This window comes from Janthinobacterium sp. BJB401, from assembly GCF_013372745.1.
Classification (GTDB): domain Bacteria; phylum Pseudomonadota; class Gammaproteobacteria; order Burkholderiales; family Burkholderiaceae_D; genus Janthinobacterium; species Janthinobacterium rivuli.
Window position 1 is genome coordinate 1 of record NZ_JABXFH010000054.1, and the last position, 15184, is coordinate 15184.

16 protein-coding genes are annotated in these 15184 nt (G+C 67.5%); 6 read left to right on the forward strand and 10 right to left on the reverse strand.

Annotation, left to right across the window (positions count from 1 at the left end; genetic code table 11):
• Window positions 1-157: DUF4880 domain-containing protein (locus tag HWE17_RS28995; RefSeq protein WP_217916881.1), on the reverse strand; the 157-nt coding region annotated here is incomplete at its 3' end.
• Window positions 154-660, reverse strand: coding sequence for a sigma-70 family RNA polymerase sigma factor (locus HWE17_RS24615; RefSeq protein WP_035818687.1), 507 nt, complete (start codon window positions 658-660; stop codon window positions 154-156). The genes HWE17_RS24615 and HWE17_RS28995, both read right to left, overlap by 4 nt.
• 175 nt (window positions 661-835) lie before the next feature.
• On the opposite strand from HWE17_RS24615, the gene purT reads away from it, so the two are divergent.
• Genes purT through HWE17_RS24630 form a run of 3 tightly spaced genes read left to right on the forward strand, consistent with a single transcriptional unit; the run spans window position 836 to window position 3256 of the window.
• Window positions 836-2065 carry a formate-dependent phosphoribosylglycinamide formyltransferase gene (gene purT / locus HWE17_RS24620; RefSeq protein ID WP_176390588.1) on the forward strand — a complete coding sequence of 410 codons (1230 nt, stop codon included), beginning with the start codon at window positions 836-838 and terminating at the stop codon, window positions 2063-2065.
• Entirely contained in the window at window positions 2065-2502 is a 438-nt protein-coding gene (locus HWE17_RS24625) for a DUF6678 family protein (RefSeq protein ID WP_176390589.1), read from the forward strand. Before purT ends, HWE17_RS24625 begins: the two co-directional genes overlap by 1 nt.
• 16 nt (window positions 2503-2518) lie before the next feature.
• On the forward strand, window positions 2519-3256 hold the full coding sequence (locus tag HWE17_RS24630) for a hypothetical protein (protein ID WP_176390590.1): 738 nt from the start codon (window positions 2519-2521) through the stop codon (window positions 3254-3256).
• On the opposite strand, the gene HWE17_RS24635 is transcribed toward HWE17_RS24630, so the two are convergent.
• The 6 genes from HWE17_RS24635 to HWE17_RS24660 are packed head-to-tail and all read right to left on the reverse strand — an operon-like array spanning window position 3243 to window position 7947.
• Window positions 3243-3929, reverse strand: coding sequence for an ABC transporter permease (locus tag HWE17_RS24635; RefSeq protein WP_176390591.1), 687 nt, complete (start codon window positions 3927-3929; stop codon window positions 3243-3245). The genes HWE17_RS24630 and HWE17_RS24635 overlap by 14 nt on opposite strands.
• Entirely contained in the window at window positions 3926-5212 is a 1287-nt protein-coding gene (locus HWE17_RS24640; protein ID WP_255206379.1) for a glycosyltransferase, read from the reverse strand. The genes HWE17_RS24635 and HWE17_RS24640 overlap by 4 nt, the downstream gene beginning before the upstream one ends.
• Window positions 5206-6093, reverse strand: coding sequence for a hydrolase 1, exosortase A system-associated (locus HWE17_RS24645; protein WP_176390593.1), 888 nt, complete (start codon window positions 6091-6093; stop codon window positions 5206-5208). Before HWE17_RS24645 ends, HWE17_RS24640 begins: the two co-directional genes overlap by 7 nt.
• Window positions 6090-6956 (reverse strand): hydrolase 2, exosortase A system-associated, encoded by an 867-nt coding sequence (locus HWE17_RS24650; protein WP_176390594.1) that lies wholly within the window; start codon window positions 6954-6956, stop codon window positions 6090-6092. Before HWE17_RS24650 ends, HWE17_RS24645 begins: the two co-directional genes overlap by 4 nt.
• Window positions 6953-7198, reverse strand: coding sequence for an acyl carrier protein (locus HWE17_RS24655; RefSeq protein ID WP_176390595.1), 246 nt, complete (start codon window positions 7196-7198; stop codon window positions 6953-6955). The genes HWE17_RS24650 and HWE17_RS24655 overlap by 4 nt, the downstream gene beginning before the upstream one ends.
• The gene (locus HWE17_RS24660) at window positions 7177-7947 is read right to left on the reverse strand and encodes a hypothetical protein (protein ID WP_176390596.1); all 771 of its coding nucleotides are present in this window, start codon (window positions 7945-7947) and stop codon (window positions 7177-7179) included. Before HWE17_RS24660 ends, HWE17_RS24655 begins: the two co-directional genes overlap by 22 nt.
• A 186-nt stretch (window positions 7948-8133) precedes the next feature.
• On the opposite strand from HWE17_RS24660, the gene HWE17_RS24665 reads away from it, so the two are divergent.
• The 3 genes from HWE17_RS24665 to HWE17_RS24675 all read left to right on the forward strand — a co-directional run bounded on the left by HWE17_RS24665 (window position 8134) and on the right by HWE17_RS24675 (window position 12928).
• Window positions 8134-9732 carry an acyl-CoA ligase (AMP-forming), exosortase A system-associated gene (locus HWE17_RS24665; protein ID WP_176390597.1) on the forward strand — a complete coding sequence of 533 codons (1599 nt, stop codon included), beginning with the start codon at window positions 8134-8136 and terminating at the stop codon, window positions 9730-9732.
• A gap of 77 nt (window positions 9733-9809) precedes the next feature.
• A complete protein-coding gene (locus tag HWE17_RS24670; RefSeq protein ID WP_176390619.1) occupies window positions 9810-10988 on the forward strand; it encodes a pyridoxal-dependent decarboxylase, exosortase A system-associated in 1179 nt (392 codons plus the stop codon).
• On the forward strand, window positions 10985-12928 hold the full coding sequence (locus HWE17_RS24675; protein WP_176390598.1) for an asparagine synthetase B: 1944 nt from the start codon (window positions 10985-10987) through the stop codon (window positions 12926-12928). Before HWE17_RS24670 ends, HWE17_RS24675 begins: the two co-directional genes overlap by 4 nt.
• Here the strand turns inward: HWE17_RS24675 and HWE17_RS24680 are convergent.
• Both HWE17_RS24680 and HWE17_RS24685 read right to left on the reverse strand, forming a co-directional pair.
• The gene (locus tag HWE17_RS24680) at window positions 12837-13772 is read right to left on the reverse strand and encodes a polysaccharide deacetylase family protein (protein ID WP_176390599.1); all 936 of its coding nucleotides are present in this window, start codon (window positions 13770-13772) and stop codon (window positions 12837-12839) included. The two genes, HWE17_RS24675 and HWE17_RS24680, sit on opposite strands and share 92 nt — an antisense overlap.
• Window positions 13769-15061 carry a putative O-glycosylation ligase, exosortase A system-associated gene (locus HWE17_RS24685; RefSeq protein ID WP_176390600.1) on the reverse strand — a complete coding sequence of 431 codons (1293 nt, stop codon included), beginning with the start codon at window positions 15059-15061 and terminating at the stop codon, window positions 13769-13771. Before HWE17_RS24685 ends, HWE17_RS24680 begins: the two co-directional genes overlap by 4 nt.
• Window positions 15062-15184 lie beyond the last annotated feature (123 nt).

Here is a 15184-nt window from a genome sequence, read left to right on the forward strand (position 1 = left end):
GCCACGCCTGTTCGTGAGCGGGATCGGCCTCGCGCCAGCGCTGCAGCGACAGCAGCGCGTCCGGCGTGGCGCCCTGCATCTGCAGGCGCACTGCCCAGGCGATGGCTTGCTCCACGGGGTCTTCCGGCAAGGCGGCGGCCGTCATGGGAAATGTCATTGGTAATAGACGCGGTAGCAGGCGCGCCAGGCGCTGGCCAGGTCTCGCTCGACGGTGGCCAGCGAGACGTCGAGCCTGGCGGCGATGGCGGGACCCGTCAAGCCGTCCAGCTGGGCCAGCAAAAAGGCCAGCCTGGCGCGCGGCTTGAGGGCGTCGAGCGCCGTGTCGAGGCGCACCAGGGTGTCGATGATCAGCAGCCGCGTTTCGGGCGACGGCGCCGTCTGCTCGGGCAGGGCGGCCAGCGCCTGCAGATAGGCGTATTCCACGTCGCGGCGCCGGTAATGGTCGATCACCAGGCCTTGCGCGATGCGCGTCAGGTAGGCGCGCGGCTCGCGCAGGGCGGGCTGCGGCCGTTCGCGCCGCTGCAGCAGGCGCATGAACGTGTCGTGCGCCACGTCGGCCGCATCGGCGCCGCAGCCCAGTTTATGCCGCAGCCAGCCCTGCAGCCAGCCGTGGTGGGCGCGGTACATGGTGGCAAGGTCGGACGGTGCGGCTGGGTTCATGGCGGCAAGGATGATGGTGGATGATGGTTAACTGAGAATCATTCTCAATTATTGCATCGACTGCCTGCGCTGGCAAGTGCCGCCGCCAGCGGCCGCACCGTTGCCGCGCCCTGTCCAAGAGGGCCGGCATTTGCTATAGTCCCAGCCATCTTTCCATCCGCTTACAGATCCTGCCATGACCACTAGCACCAGCAGCACCATCGCGCCCCGCACCTTCGGCACGCCCCTGTCTTCCACCGCCATCAAGGTCATGCTGCTGGGCTCCGGCGAACTGGGCAAGGAAGTGATCATATCGCTGCAGCGCCTGGGCGTCGAAGTGATCGCCGTCGACCGCTATCCAAATGCGCCGGGCCACCCGGTGGCACACCGCTCGCATGTGATCGACATGAGCGACGGCGTGGCGCTGGCCGCCCTGATAGCTCTGGAAAAGCCGGACTTGATCGTGCCGGAAATCGAAGCCATCGCCACCGACACCCTGGCCGCGCTGGAAGCGGCCGGGCAAATCACGTGCATCCCGAACGCGCGCGCGGCCGTGCTGACGATGAACCGCGAAGGCATCCGCACGCTGGCCGCCGAGACCTTGGGCGTGGCCACGTCGCCATACCGCTTCGCCAGCAGCTTGCAGGAATTGCAGCTTGCGTGCCAGGAAATCGGCTTCCCGTGCGTGGTGAAACCCGTGATGTCGTCGTCGGGCAAGGGCCAGTCCAAGCTCGATAGCGCCGCTGACGTCGACGCGGCATGGGCGTACGCGGCCAGCGGCAGCCGGGTCGATACGGGCCGGGTCATCGTCGAAGGTTTCATCGACTTCGATTACGAAATCACCTTGCTGACGGTGCGTGCCGTGGGCGCTTCGGGACAGATTGAAACGCAGTTCTGCGAACCGATCGGCCACTTGCAGGTGCATGGCGACTACGTGGAATCGTGGCAGCCGGCCCGCATGGCGCCACTGGCCTTGGAGCGGTCGCGCGACATCGCGCGCAAGGTGACGGACAACCTGGGCGGCCTGGGCCTGTTCGGCGTGGAGCTGTTCGTCAAGGACGACATGGTGTGGTTCTCGGAAGTGAGCCCCCGTCCGCACGACACGGGCATGGTCACCATGGCCAGCCAGGTGCAGAGCGAATTCGAGCTGCACGCGAAAGCCATCCTTGGCTTGCCCGTCAACGTGGCCCTGCGTTCGCCCGGCGCCTCGGCCGTCATCTACGGCCAGCTGGAAGCGAAAGGCATCGCCTTCGAAGGCGTGGCCGACGCCTTGAGCGTGCCGGGCGCGGACTTGCGCCTGTTCGGCAAGCCTGAATCGTTCGCCCGCCGCCGCATGGGCGTGGCGCTGGCCACGGCTGACGATATCGACACAGCACGCGCGCGCGCCGTGCTGGCCGCGTCCAAGGTCAAACCGGTGGTGCGCTGATGGCAGAGGCCAGCCTGCCGCAGGCCGACGCCGGCGGCGAGGACATCAAGCGCAAGCTGCGCGGCCACATCGCGCGGCGCAACCTGGCCGGCGCCGCCAACGACTGCAAGTGGAACGAACTGCTGGCCTTCATGCGCGGACGCACCGACTGGGCGCCGTCATACCGCTACGGCTCCGTCACCGGCTATGTCTCGCGCTGGGATACGGAATGGGATTACCACCCGCCGTTCCCGTTCATGGGCGTGGAGTGGCTGGACATCAGCCTGTATTCGGAAGAACACGTGGCCATGCTGCTGCCAAAAAAAATCATCGACCACGGCGTGTGGATCGTGCCGGAACTGGAACGCATCGGCTTCGATTTCGAAGTACGCGACCGGGTGGCGCGCATCTGGGCTTATCTGCCCCGTTCCTATCACGATTTTCCTCCCGCCGACTAATTCAAAGAGTATTCTCATGCCTGAAAACGCTATCCCCCAAGTACCGCAACCGGACGACGCCGTCGTCGGCAAGGAAGCGGGCGCGCACATGCTGGCCACGGCCTGCGCCGCGCGCGACGCCTTTTATGCCACCCTGGGCGCCATGGACGCCGACGTGCTGGCGCCGCTGGTCAATCCGGCCTTCATGGGAGGCCCGCGCTGGCCCTCGTTGCGCCAGGCCTGGCGGGTGATCCGCCGGCCTGACTCGATTCTCATCGCCAGCGATGGCTTGAGCGACCCGTTCGAGGATGACGACGACGTGTTCGTGCCGCGCGGCCATTTGCTGGAAGTGTGCATCGAAGCGCCGCTGTCCGCCTTTGACGGCAATCCCGTGCAGGCATCGTGGCTCTTCGACCTCGTTTACCAGGTCAGCCAGAACGTGGCCGACCACGGCTCCATCGATTTGCTGGTGCAGCGTCACGGCAGCGTGTCGATGGTGCTCGACTTGCAAGATGCACCAAACGGGCTGGAAGACGAAAACGAGCAGGTGGGCGTGCTGCTGGCCCAGGGCGCGGCCACGATTCCCCCATCCTTCGCCACGCCGTATGGCGAAGTGATGCTGCTCACTCTTACCGTGCTGCAGCCAGCCGAACTGGCGTACATCAGCGAAGCGGAAGACAAGGCGCAGTCGCGGCGTGACCTGGCCGCCGTGATTGCCGCGTCGCCGACGGCCCACCTGAGCGTGGCCCAGCGGCCGGCCGTCATTCCCCGCTAGGTTCGACCGGCGCCACGGCCGGTTCTGTCGGTGCTTCCTTCGCTTGCATGACGGCGGGCGGCGGTTCTCTCCACTTGCCCGCCGCCTTCAGCTTGTTCTTCAGCCCTGGCAGAGGAAAACCCAGCGCATAGGCTTTTTGCGCGTGCGCGCTGGCCTTGTCGTACTCCTTCTTTTTCACATACATCAGGCCCAGGTTGTACTGGATGGTGGCCTGCTCGGGCGCCAGGCGGCTGGCTGCGTCCAGCTGTTCCAGCGCCGTCGCATCCTGGCCCGTGGACAGCAGATAGCTGCCATACACCATGCGCGCCGTCACGTCGTGGGGCGCGAAGGCGATCGCCCGTTCGAAGTAGCAGCTGACCGTGTAGCGGGCGCCGGGTGGCTGCGCGCTTTTCAGACGCAGTCCCAGCTTGGCCATCGACGCCAGCGCCCGGTGGTGGTTCGGGAAGTGTTCGAGCGTGTAGCTGATGTCGGCGCCCAGGCTGCCCGTCATGCCTTGCGTGAGCGTTTCCACGGCCCGTGAAAAATGGAATTTCTCGACCACGGTCAAACCGGAACGGTCTTCCGCGCTCGTATAGTCGCCGCCCGGCGTGTGCCTGACGTAGGGCGGGCAGTCGGCGGCGCCGGCGCTGGTGCAGCAGGCGGCGAGGGCGCAGGCAAACAAGCAATGCTTCATGGTGAGCTCCTGTGACTGACCTGGTCCAGCAAATCGGCCAGGGCGTTGCTGCGGGCTTGCCGCGATTGCAGGGCGATGGCGGCAGGGCTGGCCAGCGGCGCGCGCCCCTGGCGCGCCAGTTCCAGAAAGCGCAGCAAGGCGCGCGCGCAGTCGCTGCTGGACGCCAGCTGGCCGATGGTGTCGATGCCGCAGTGGCGCAGCTTGGCCGCGCTGTCGCCCGCCAGGTCCGTCAGCGCGAGGATGGGCCGGCGGCAGCGCAGGTATTCATACAGCTTGGCCGGTATCTGCCCGTTGCAGTTGGCCGCTTGCAGCAGCAGCAGGCCGTCAGCGGCGAGCATTTCCTGCAGCGCCGCGCCGTGCGGCTGCAAGGGTGCCAGGCTGACCAGATCTTCGATGGCGTATTTCGCCAGCAGGCCTGCCAGCCACGCATCGTGGCCCGTGGCGCGCAGCATCAGCTGGAAATTGCGGGCGTGGAGCACGCCGTCGCGGCGCAGCCGGGCCAGGGCTTCGAACAGCGCTTGCGGATCGCGCTCGGACGGATAGATCACGCCGCTGTGCAGCAGCAGAAAGCGGCTGCGGTGGCCCGTGCGTTCAGGGCAGGCTGCATAGCCGTCTTCATCGTAACCGTTCTCTATCAGCTGGAAACGTTCGCGCGGCAGTTGTGCCAGGCGCCGCTGGTGCGCCGCGACGGCGCCCGGCGTGGTGCAGACGATGGCCGCGCTGCGCGCCGCGATGCGCTGTTCTATCCACGCATGCATGCGGTGCAGGCGCGGCTCGGGCGGATACGGCGCCAGCGGGTCGCTGTCGTCGAGCATGGGGTCGCGCTGGTCGGCGATCCACGGCAGGCCGCTGAGTTTTTGCAAAGTCATCGCGATCAGGTGCGCCGTGGCGATCGGATACGTCGACCAGATGGCGTCGGGGCGGTATTGCCGGATCATGCGCAGGCCCGCCGGCACGGCGCTCAGCCACCAGGAACTCCAGCGGTCGGGCAGCGCCAGGCAGCGCGGATAGCGCCCGCCGATGGACAAATGGCGCGCCGCATCCAGCGCCAGGGTACGCCGCACGGTGGCTTGCGCAACTGTCTGCGCCAGCTGGGAATCGCCCTGATGCGGATATGCGGTGGCGCTGGGACTGAGCACCAGCGGCTGCCAGCCGCAGTCGGGCAAATGGCGTGCAAAGCCCAGGGTGCGCAGGATGCCGCTGCCGCCAGCGAACGGCGGAAAATGGTAGGCGACCATCAGCACGCGTTTTGGTCGGGCCGCGTTCGGTGAGGTTTTTACCATGACTGCAGCCATCGTGTGCACCGCTGTTCCACTTCGCCGCGCCAGATGGCGCTGGCGAACGTGTGGTTGGCCCCGTCGACCTGCGCCTGCGTCCACTGCGCGCGGGCGGCGACGCCGCGCCAGGCCGCATCGCCATCGAGCAGGGCTTGCCACTCGCGTGCGCCCAGGTCGTCGCCGCTGAGGATCAGCAGTACCTTGCCCTGGAATTGCGTCAGCGCCCGCAGCAGGGCCGGCGCGGGCGCGTCGTCTGCCTGCGTTGTCGGTGCTTGCGTGGCGGCCGCCACCTGCCGCAGCGAGGCCAGGCTGGCGCCCAGTTGCAATCCGCCGCTGGCCAGCTTGCGCCAGAAACCGCCTTGCAGCAGGCGTGGCAAATAATAATGGCGCAGGGTGGCGCGCGCCAGGCCGGCGCTGCTGCGCACCCACGGGTTGAGCAGGATCAGGGCTGTGACGCGCGCGTCGCGCGGCGCATGGCAGGCGGCGGCCGTGGCGCCATCGCACAAGCCCCACAGCGCCACTTCGCGCAAGGACGGCACGGCGTCGAAGAATTGCGCCAGTGCGCCGGCGATGTCGGGACCGGCCGCGCGGTAGTCGCGCGCGCCGCCTTCGCTGTCGCCCATGCCGCGCAAGTCGAAACGCAGCACGGGCCAGCCTTGCGCGGCCAGGGCGCGGGCCAGCAAGACAAACTGGCGGTGGCTGCCGATTCGGTACTGCGGCCCGCCCGTGACGATCAATACACCGCGCGCGCCCGGCACGTCGGGCAGGCTGAGGATGCCGGTCAGGCGCGCCTGCGCTTCGTCGTCGTCACATGTGCTGCGAAAGCGCAGGGCCAGCTCGCGCACGGCGTGCCCTGCCAGGTGCTGCTGACAGCTGTCGCGTTTCATGGCGGCGTCCTTTCCTCGTCGAGCCAGTCGCGGCACAGCGCGCGCGTGGCATCCAGCAGTTGCGGACACGCGAGCAGTTCGCCGCTGTGCCAGAACGGGCCGTCGCCGAAGCTGGCCACGTGCACGGCGGCGCCGTGTTCTCGCCATTGCCGCGCCAGTGGCGGCACGGGCGCGCAAGTCTGTTCCGTCGCCTGGTAATCGAGCCAGTAGACGGGCCGCTCAGGAACGGCCGGCTGCAGCGCGGAGGCGCTGACGCCGTCGATGGCGTGCGCCAGTTCGGGCGCCAGCAGGTAGCCGGCCACTTCCACAGGTTCGCCATTCGCCAGCGTGGCGCGCGCCTGGCCGGGCGCTTCCTGCGTGCTGCCGGCCAGCATGCCGGTCGCCAGGCGCAGGCGCAGGAAACGGTCGATGCTGCGCCGTCCATCGAGTTCCGGCTGCCACAACAGCAAACGCGCCAGGGGCAGCGGCGCGCGGCTGGCGAAATCGAGGGCCAGCAGGGCGCCCAGGCGCAAGCCCCACACGCTCAGGGGGCCGTCGACCCGCTGCGCCAGCCAGGCGCAAGCCAGATGCAGGTCGTTGTGCCAGATGTCCCAGCGCGCTTCGTTAAAATCGCCGCTGCTGTCGCCGCAGCCAAACAGGTCGATCTGCAGCACGCTGTAGCCGGCGGCGGCAAAGGCGCGCGCCTGCGCGGCGGCCACGTGGCGGCTTTTGTTGAGTTCTTCGGCGAAGGGATGGACGTAGATAATGCCGCCGCGCGCGGCCTGGCCCGGCGGCGGCAGGTGCAGCAGGCAGTAGCGCTGGCCGCCGCTGGCGGGCAGGAAGAAGGGCAGCAGCGGCAGCGCGTCGAGGGCGGCGCGGTTCATGGTCGCAGCTTTGCAAACACGAAATCGTGCAGGGTGCCGACGGTGGCGAAGTGGCGCGCGTGGATGTCGTCGTCGGCGACGATGATGCCGAAATGGTCCTCCAGCGCGGCGATCACGCCGATCACGGCCATCGAGTCGAGTTCCGGCACGCTGCCCAGCAGCGGCGTATGCGATTCCAGCATGCGCCCGTTCAAGCCCAGCGTGGTGTCGAGGATGTGCTTTACTGCTTCAAGATGCGGCATGTCAGCTCCAGGGAAGGGTAGTGCGGCAGGGACGACGTATCGAAGGCCAGGCAGGGGATATCGTCGGGGCGGCGCGACAGGTGCAGATACGGCGGCAGGCTGGCGGCCATCCATTGCCAGCGCCCGCAGCGCATGAAGGTGGCCGTGCCCAGCGCATGCGTGCCCAGGCGCGCATGGGCGCCCAGCGAGGCGCGGTTGAAGCGCGAGATGCGGCTGCACGACCAGCGCACGCCCTCCGCGTGGAGCACGGCGTTGGCTTCTTCCCACAGGCGCGCGAAGACCAGGCCGCCGCGCTGCTCGGGATGCACCCACACGTCCAGGTCCCACGACGACTGGTGTGAGGCCAGTGCATAGCGGGCGCGCACCTCGTCTTCCTGGCAGCCGTGGCGCAGCAGCCATATCCAGCCAGCCATGCTGTCCTTGCCAGCTTCTTGCGAACTGCGCGCCACCAGGCATTGCGCGCCTTGCCGGTAGCGTTCGCGCAGCGCGCCGGGCCGGCGCTCGGGGCCGGGCGGCAAGTCCGCTTCCGCCAGGCAGGGCGTGACGCTGACCGACTGGCCGCGCCCGCGGCACAGCGAACCGGGCGCCACGGCCTGCGCCACAAATTGATAACGGTACAGCGCGCAGCGCCCGCCCGGCACCGTTGCCAGCAGCCGCGCCACGGCCAGCCAGGCGCTGTCGCGCCAGCCCAGTTGATGGAGGCTGGCGGCCAGCCGTTGCAGCAGGGGAAATTGCGGGGACAGGGCCATGGCGGTAACGGATGGGGCGGCTATGCAGCCAACGTTGTCCATTAGAGCGCAGCGGCCAGCGGCGGTCTTGCGCCGGCTCAAGCTGTGTTGCTGAAACTGTTAATTGATCAAAATCAAGACCGCTGTGGCCGTTTGTCTGAATCATAGGGGGATGCATGGCAATCATGGCAACCCGGGGATGACACGATGGCGACACTGATACACGATCTGATCTTCGAAACGGCGCAGCGCACCCCCCACGCGCCGGCCCTGTCGTGGCAGGGCGCGGAGTTGAGCTATGCCGCGCTGGCGCAGTCCGTGCGCGAGGCGGCCGCCACCTTGCTGACCCTGGGCTTGCAGCGCGGCGCGCGCGTGGCCGTGTACCTGGAAAAACGCCCGGAAAACGTCAGCGCCATGTTTGGCGCGGCGGCCGCCGGCGGCGTGTTCGTGCCCGTCAATCCGCTGCTCAAGCCGGACCAGGTGGCGTATATCCTGGCCGATTGCAACGTGGACATCCTCGTCACCTCGCGCGAACGGCTGGCGCAGCTGGGCCCGGCGCTGGCCGCCTGCCCGGACTTGCGCACGGTGCTGCTGACGGGCGAAGGCGAGGCGCAATTGAGCCTGGGCAAGATACGGCTGCTGCCGTGGAACGCCGTGCCTGTCGCTGGCGCACCCACACCCCAGCCGCACGGGGCGATCGACATCGACATGGCCGCCATTTTATATACCTCGGGCAGCACGGGGCGGCCGAAAGGCGTGGTGCTGTCGCACCGCAACATGCTGGCGGGCGCGCTCAGCGTGTCGGGCTATTTGCGCAACACGCCGGAAGACCGCATTCTGTGCGTCCTGCCGCTCAGCTTTGATTACGGCTTGAGCCAGCTGACGACGGCGTTTGCCAGCGGCGCCTGCGCCGTGCTGATGAATTATCTGCTGCTGCGCGATATCGTCGAAGCCGTCGAGCAGGAAGCCATCACGGGCCTGGCCGCCGTACCGCCCCTGTGGGTGCAGCTGTCGCAGCTGAGCTGGCCCCTGTCTACGCCCTTGCGCTACATCACCAATTCGGGCGGCGTGATGCAGCGATCCACGCTCGACAAGCTGCGCCAGTCGCTGCCGCGCACGCAGGTCTACCTGATGTATGGCCTGACGGAAGCGTTCCGCTCGACGTATCTGGCGCCGGAACAGCTGGAGCGGCGCCCCGATTCCATCGGGCAAGCGATCCCCAACGCGGAAGTGCTGGTGCTGCGTCCGGACGGCAGCGTGTGCGACGCCGACGAGCCGGGCGAACTGGTGCACCGCGGCGCGCTGGTGGCGCTTGGCTACTGGAACGATGCGGCGCGCACGGCCGAGCGCTTCAAGCCGCTGCCGCCGCAGGCCAGCGGCCTGGTGCTGCCGGAGCTGGCCGTCTGGTCGGGCGACACCGTGCGCCGCGATGCGGAAGGCTATCTGTATTTCGTGGGCCGCAGCGACGACATGATCAAGACGTCGGGCTACCGGGTCAGCCCGGCCGAGATCGAGGAAGTCGCGTATGCGAGCGGGCTGGTGGGCGAGGCCGCCGCGCTGGGCTTGCCCCACGCCGTGCTGGGCCAGGCCATCGCCTTGCTCGTCACGCCCGCGCCCGGCGTGGCATTGCAGCGCGACAGCGTGCTGGCCGCCTGCCGCGCCCGCCTGCCCAGCTATATGGTGCCGCTGTGGGTGGAGATCCGCGATGGCGTGCTGCCGCGCAATCCAAACGGCAAGATCGACCGCCCCTTGCTGGCCAGGGAACTGTCGCGCGCGTATGCGGTCCAGACAGGAGATGCGGCATGAAGGACTTGATCCGCTCGAACAATACGGAATTGCCCACGCACTCGGCCTTGGGCCAGCAGTTTGCCGTGGATGGCGACATGCTGCAGATCGGCGGCGTGCCCTTGCGCCAGCTGGCCCAGAGGGTGGGCAGCACGCCGTTCTACGCCTATGAACGCGCGCACATCACGCGCCGCGTGGCCGAACTGCGCGCCGCCTTGCCGGCCGGCGTGCACCTGCATTACGCCATGAAGGCCAACCCCATGCCGGCCGTGGTGCAGTGGCTGGCGGGCCTGGTTGATGGCATCGACGTGGCCTCGGGCGGCGAACTGGCCACCGCGCTCGATACACCGATGGCGCCGCAGCGCATCAGTTTTGCGGGGCCGGGCAAGAGCGATGGGGAACTGGCGCGGGCCGTGGCGGCGGGCGTATTGGTCAATGTGGAATCGGGTGCCCAGCTGGAACGGCTGGCACTGGCCAGTGAACGGCTGGGCGTGACGGCCAGAGTGGCCGTACGCGTGAATCCCGATTTCGCCTTGCGCCGCACGGGCATGCGCATGGGCGGCGGCGCGCAGCCATTCGGCGTCGATGCGGCCCTCGTGCCGGCGTTGCTGGGCCGCATCGGCCAGCTGGGCCTGGATTTTCACGGCTTTCATCTGTATGCGGGTTCGCAAAGCCTGTCGGCGACAGCCCTGGCCGAAGCGCAGGCGCTGAGTGTGCAACTGGCCCTGCAACTGGCCGATAGCGCGCCATCGCCGCTGCGCACCCTGAATATCGGCGGCGGCTTCGGCGTGCCGTATTTTCCCGGCGACCAGGCGCTCGACCTGGCGCCCGTGGCGGACGGCTTGCAGCGGCAGCTGGCCATCCTGGCCCAGGCGGCGCCCGGCGCGCGCCTGAACCTGGAGCTGGGCCGCTATCTGGTGGCCGAGGCGGGCGTGTATGTGTGCAAGGTGATCGAGCGCAAGGTGTCGCATGGGCAGGTATTTCTCGTCACGGATGGCGGCTTGCACCACCATTTGGCGGCCTCGGGCAACTTTGGCCAGCTGATCCGCAAGAATTACCCGGTCGCCATCGGCAACCGGCTGCACGGCGGGCCGCGTGAAGTGGCGTCCGTCGTGGGGCCGCTGTGCACGCCGCTGGACTTGCTGGCTGACCAGATGGAGATGGCGCGCGCCGAGGAGGGCGATCTGGTGGTGGTGTTCCAGTCGGGCGCGTATGGCTTGACGGCCAGCCCGACGGCCTTTCTCGGTCATCCGCTGCCGGCCGAGGTGCTCGTATGAGCGGCCTGTGCGGTTGGCTGGCGGCGCTTGGCGGCGTGGGTACCGTCGGCACGGCTACCGATGGCTTAGCGTCGAGCGCGCTGGCAAGCATGGTCGCGCCCTTGTCGCGTTTCGATAGCGCACCGCTGGCCGCCAGCGTGAGCGAAGTGGGCGGCGTGGCCGTGGCCGCCATCGACGGCAGCCGCCATGTATATCAGCAAGATGGCTTGCAAGTGGCTATCTGGGGCCGGCCCGAGCTTGACGGCTCGGCCGACGACGTGGCCTCCCGCCTCGCGTCCCTGTGGCTGAGCCGGGGCGTGGCCGCCTGCGCCAGCCTGTCCGGGCCTTTCTGTCTGGCCATCCTCGACGCCTTTTCCGGCTCGGCCCTGCTGGCCGTGGACCGCGCCGGCATCCACCCGCTCAGCTATGCGAGCAATGCGCAGGGGCTGTTCTTTGCCTCCTCGCATGACGCCTTGCTGGCCAATCCATCCGTGCGGGGCGCGCTCGATCCGCAAGCGCTGTATCACTATTTATTCTTCCACATGGTGCCCGGCCCGGCCACGGCTTACCTGGGCCAGCAGCGTCTGCTGCCCGGCGAATACCTGCATGTACGCGGCGGCAAGCAATGCAAGGGCAGTTACTGGCAACTGGCCTTCCACGAGCCGCCAGCAGGGCGCACGCGGGCCAGCTTTGCCAGCAACAAGCAGGAATTCCTGCGCCTGCTGCGCCAGGCCGTGGAAAGCAGCCTGGGCGCGGATGGCGCGGACACGGGCGCGTTCCTCAGCGGCGGCACGGACAGTTCCACCCTGGCCGCCATCATCGGCCAGGTGACGGGCCGGCCCGCGCGCACGTATTCCATCGGTTTTGATGCGCCCGGCTATGATGAAATGGCGTATGCGCGCCTGGCCGCCAGCCACGCGGGCAGCATCCACCACGAGCGCTACGTGACGCCGTCCGACGTGCTGGCCGCCATCCCCGCCATGGCGGCCATCTTCGACCAGCCTTTCGGCAATGCCTCGGCCATTCCCGCCTTTTACTGCGCGCAGATGGCGCGCGAGGATGGCGTGACGCGCTTGCTGGGCGGCGATGGCGGCGATGAATTGTTTGGGGGCAATGAGCGCTATGCGCACCAGGCCTTGCTGTCGCAGTACGAGCGCTTGCCCGTCATGTTGCGCCAGGCCATCATCGAGCCGCTGCTGTTCCGCCAGCAACGGGGCAAACCGTGGCGGCTGGGCGACAAGGCGCGCCGCTACATCGAGCTGTCGAGCCTGCCGCTGCCGGCCCGGCTCGACAGCTACAACCTGCTGCTGCGCCACGGCCACCGCACGGTGCTGGAAGCGGGCTTCATCGACACCATCGACCCGGGCATGGCGCCCGGCTGCGTGAATGGCGCGTATTGGGAACGCCAAGGTCAGGGCTTGAGCCAGATCAATGAACTGCTGGCCCTGGACATGCGTTTTACCCTGGCCGACAACGACCTGTTCAAGGTGCGCAAGGCCTGCGAGCTGGCCGGCGTGGAAGCGGCGTTTCCCTTTCTGCACGATGCGATGGTGGCGTTTGCCGCGCGCCTGGCGCCGCGCGACAAGCTCGACGGCATGCGCCTGCGGCCTTTCTTCAAGCGGGCGCTGGCGGAAATCTTGCCGCCGGCCATCGTGCGCAAGAAAAAGCACGGCTTCGGCTTGCCTTTCGGCCAGTGGCTGCACAGCCATCCTCCGCTGCGCGAATTCGCGTTTGATAACCTGACCCAGCTGCGCGGGCGCGGCATCGTGCGGCCCGATTTCATCGACGATCTGCAAGGGCGCTTGCTGGCGGAACACCCGGCCTATCACGGCACCATGGTGTGGCTGCTGCTGATGCTGGAACAATGGCTCAGCCAGCATCCGGGCGCGCTGGGTGCGCTTGCCGGCGGTTTTGCCGCATGCGCCACAGAAACGCCAGGCGTCCTCGATCCCACGGCGTAAAGCGGGGCAGCTGCAGCAAGTCGAGCTCCGCGTCGGGGCGCGCCACGCCCCAGTCCGTCGCCACGGCCGCCTTGAAACCGAGGCTCTTGACCATCGCCACGTGCGGCGCGCCATAATCGCGTCTGGCCTTGCCGTTCGGATACGCAAACAGGGTCACGGGCGCCTGGATCAACGCTTCCAGCTGGCGCTTGCCGTCGGCAATGTTTTGCCGCGCGGCGTGGTCCGGCAAGGTGGATAAAATTGGATGGCTGTCCGTGTGCGCGCCCAGCTCCATGCCGGCCGCCTGCAACTGGCGCAGCTGCGCCGTGCTCAGCATGGCTGGCGGGCCTGCCGCAACGCCCGCCTGGCGGCGGATGTACATGGCCAGCTGCTGGCGGCGCGCGAACGGCAGGTATTTGAGCTGGCCCAGCAGGGTCGCGATGGCCGTTTGCCGCTGTGCCAGGCTGGCGACGGGGAACGCTCCCAACTCATGCTCGCGCAAGTCCAGCATAGGCCCTGCCGTCTGGCGCACGGCCTCGATCACCGTGTCGTTCCACATCTGGCCCCCGTCCAGATAGGCCGTGGCGATGAAAAACGTGGCGTGCAAGCCGTGGCGCCGCAGCAGCGGCAGGGCGATTTGCGCATTGTCCGCATAGCCGTCGTCAAACGTGATGCAGGCGGCGCGCTGCGGCAGGCTGCCATCTTGCAGACGCTGCACGGCATCGCCGAGCGGCAGCGGCGTATAGAAACGTTTGATAAGGCGCAGCTGGCGCTCGAACAGCACGGCATCGACTTCGCCGGGAAATAGCGGGTCGGGCCGCGCCAGCACGCGGTGGTAGATCAGGATGGACAAGGTGGCCGTCATGGTTGCTCCGCGATGGCTGTTCCGGGTTTGGCCCGGCGGACTGTGGGCGTGGGGGCCGTGGCTTGCTGCTCGACGACGATGCGCGTGGCGATCAGCGCGGCCATCAGGTAATACGGCATGTCGAAGTACAGCAGGCTGAGAAAGGCGCCGCCCACGGCAAAGCCGATCAGGCTGGCCTGGCTCATGGTGGCCAGGCCCAGCGCCCAGCGCAATTCAGGCTTGCCCCGCGTGCGGCGGATGATGGCGGCGGCAGTGCGCCAGGTGGCGATGCCCAGCGCCAGGTAAATCAGCAAGCCGACAAAGCCGTGTTCGCCCAGCGCCTGGAAATAAATGCTGTGGGCCGCGTGCACATCCATGGGATTGGGCGCGTAGCGGGCAAAGATGGAGGCGTCGGACACGTCGAAGCCGCCGCCGGGAAAGCGGTCGCGCGCCAGGTTCCAGGCCATGCGCCAGGCATTCAGGCGGCCCATGGCGGAAACATCGTCCTGGTAGGTATTGATGGTGTCCATGCGTTCGGCCCAGCGTTCGGGCATGAAGGCCAGCAGCAGCGGCGCGACCGCGCCGAGCAGCGCGCCCAGCACCAGCTTGCGGTCGCTTTTCAGCCACATGAACAGGCCCATGGCGGCAATGGCCAGCAGCCCGCCGCGCGAATACGAGCCCAGCGCAGCCAGGGCCGACAGCAACATCGCCGCCGACAAGCCATGGCGTACCCAGCGCTTGTCCGTGTTTTGCTGCAAATAATACATGAGGGGGATGGTGATGATCAGGGCCAGGGCCAGGGAATTGTTATCGCCAATAAACGTTTCTTCCGGCCCCCAGACCCGCTCCGTGCCGCCGCTGCGGATAGTAAAAATGCCGCCTTTTACGCCGTAATAGCCGATCGACCCGACCAGCACCCAGACGAGGCGCACAATGTCGCGCCGCGTGCGTATCACCATCATGATGACAAAGCTCATCAGCATGATCTTCATGACCTTGTTCCACTGCACCCACGACGCCGCCGGCAGCAGGGCGAACGGGGCCGTGACATTCATCCACACGACAAACAACAGCAGCAGCACGCTGACGGGCGTGAGCGGCAAGCTTTTCGGCTCGCGCGTCATGAGCAGGCTGAGCAGGGTGGCGACGGCGATGATGAAGGCGAACGGCATGTGGGTGGCAAAGCCCCAGCCCTGCGTGTGCGGATTCATCACGCTGACCCAGACCCACATCAGGCCGCCGATGGCCGGCGACTTCAGGATGAAGGGCAGCGAACCGAGGATGATGATGGTAATCAGTATGTCGCGCATGAAGGGGGACGCTCCTGGTTGTGTCCGGGCTGGCAAGGACTTGATGCCTGTCAACGGGCTGGCGGGCAGGCTCAGTACACTGGATCAATACTGCTTGATGCATAGTTTTGTCATGGTAAGACC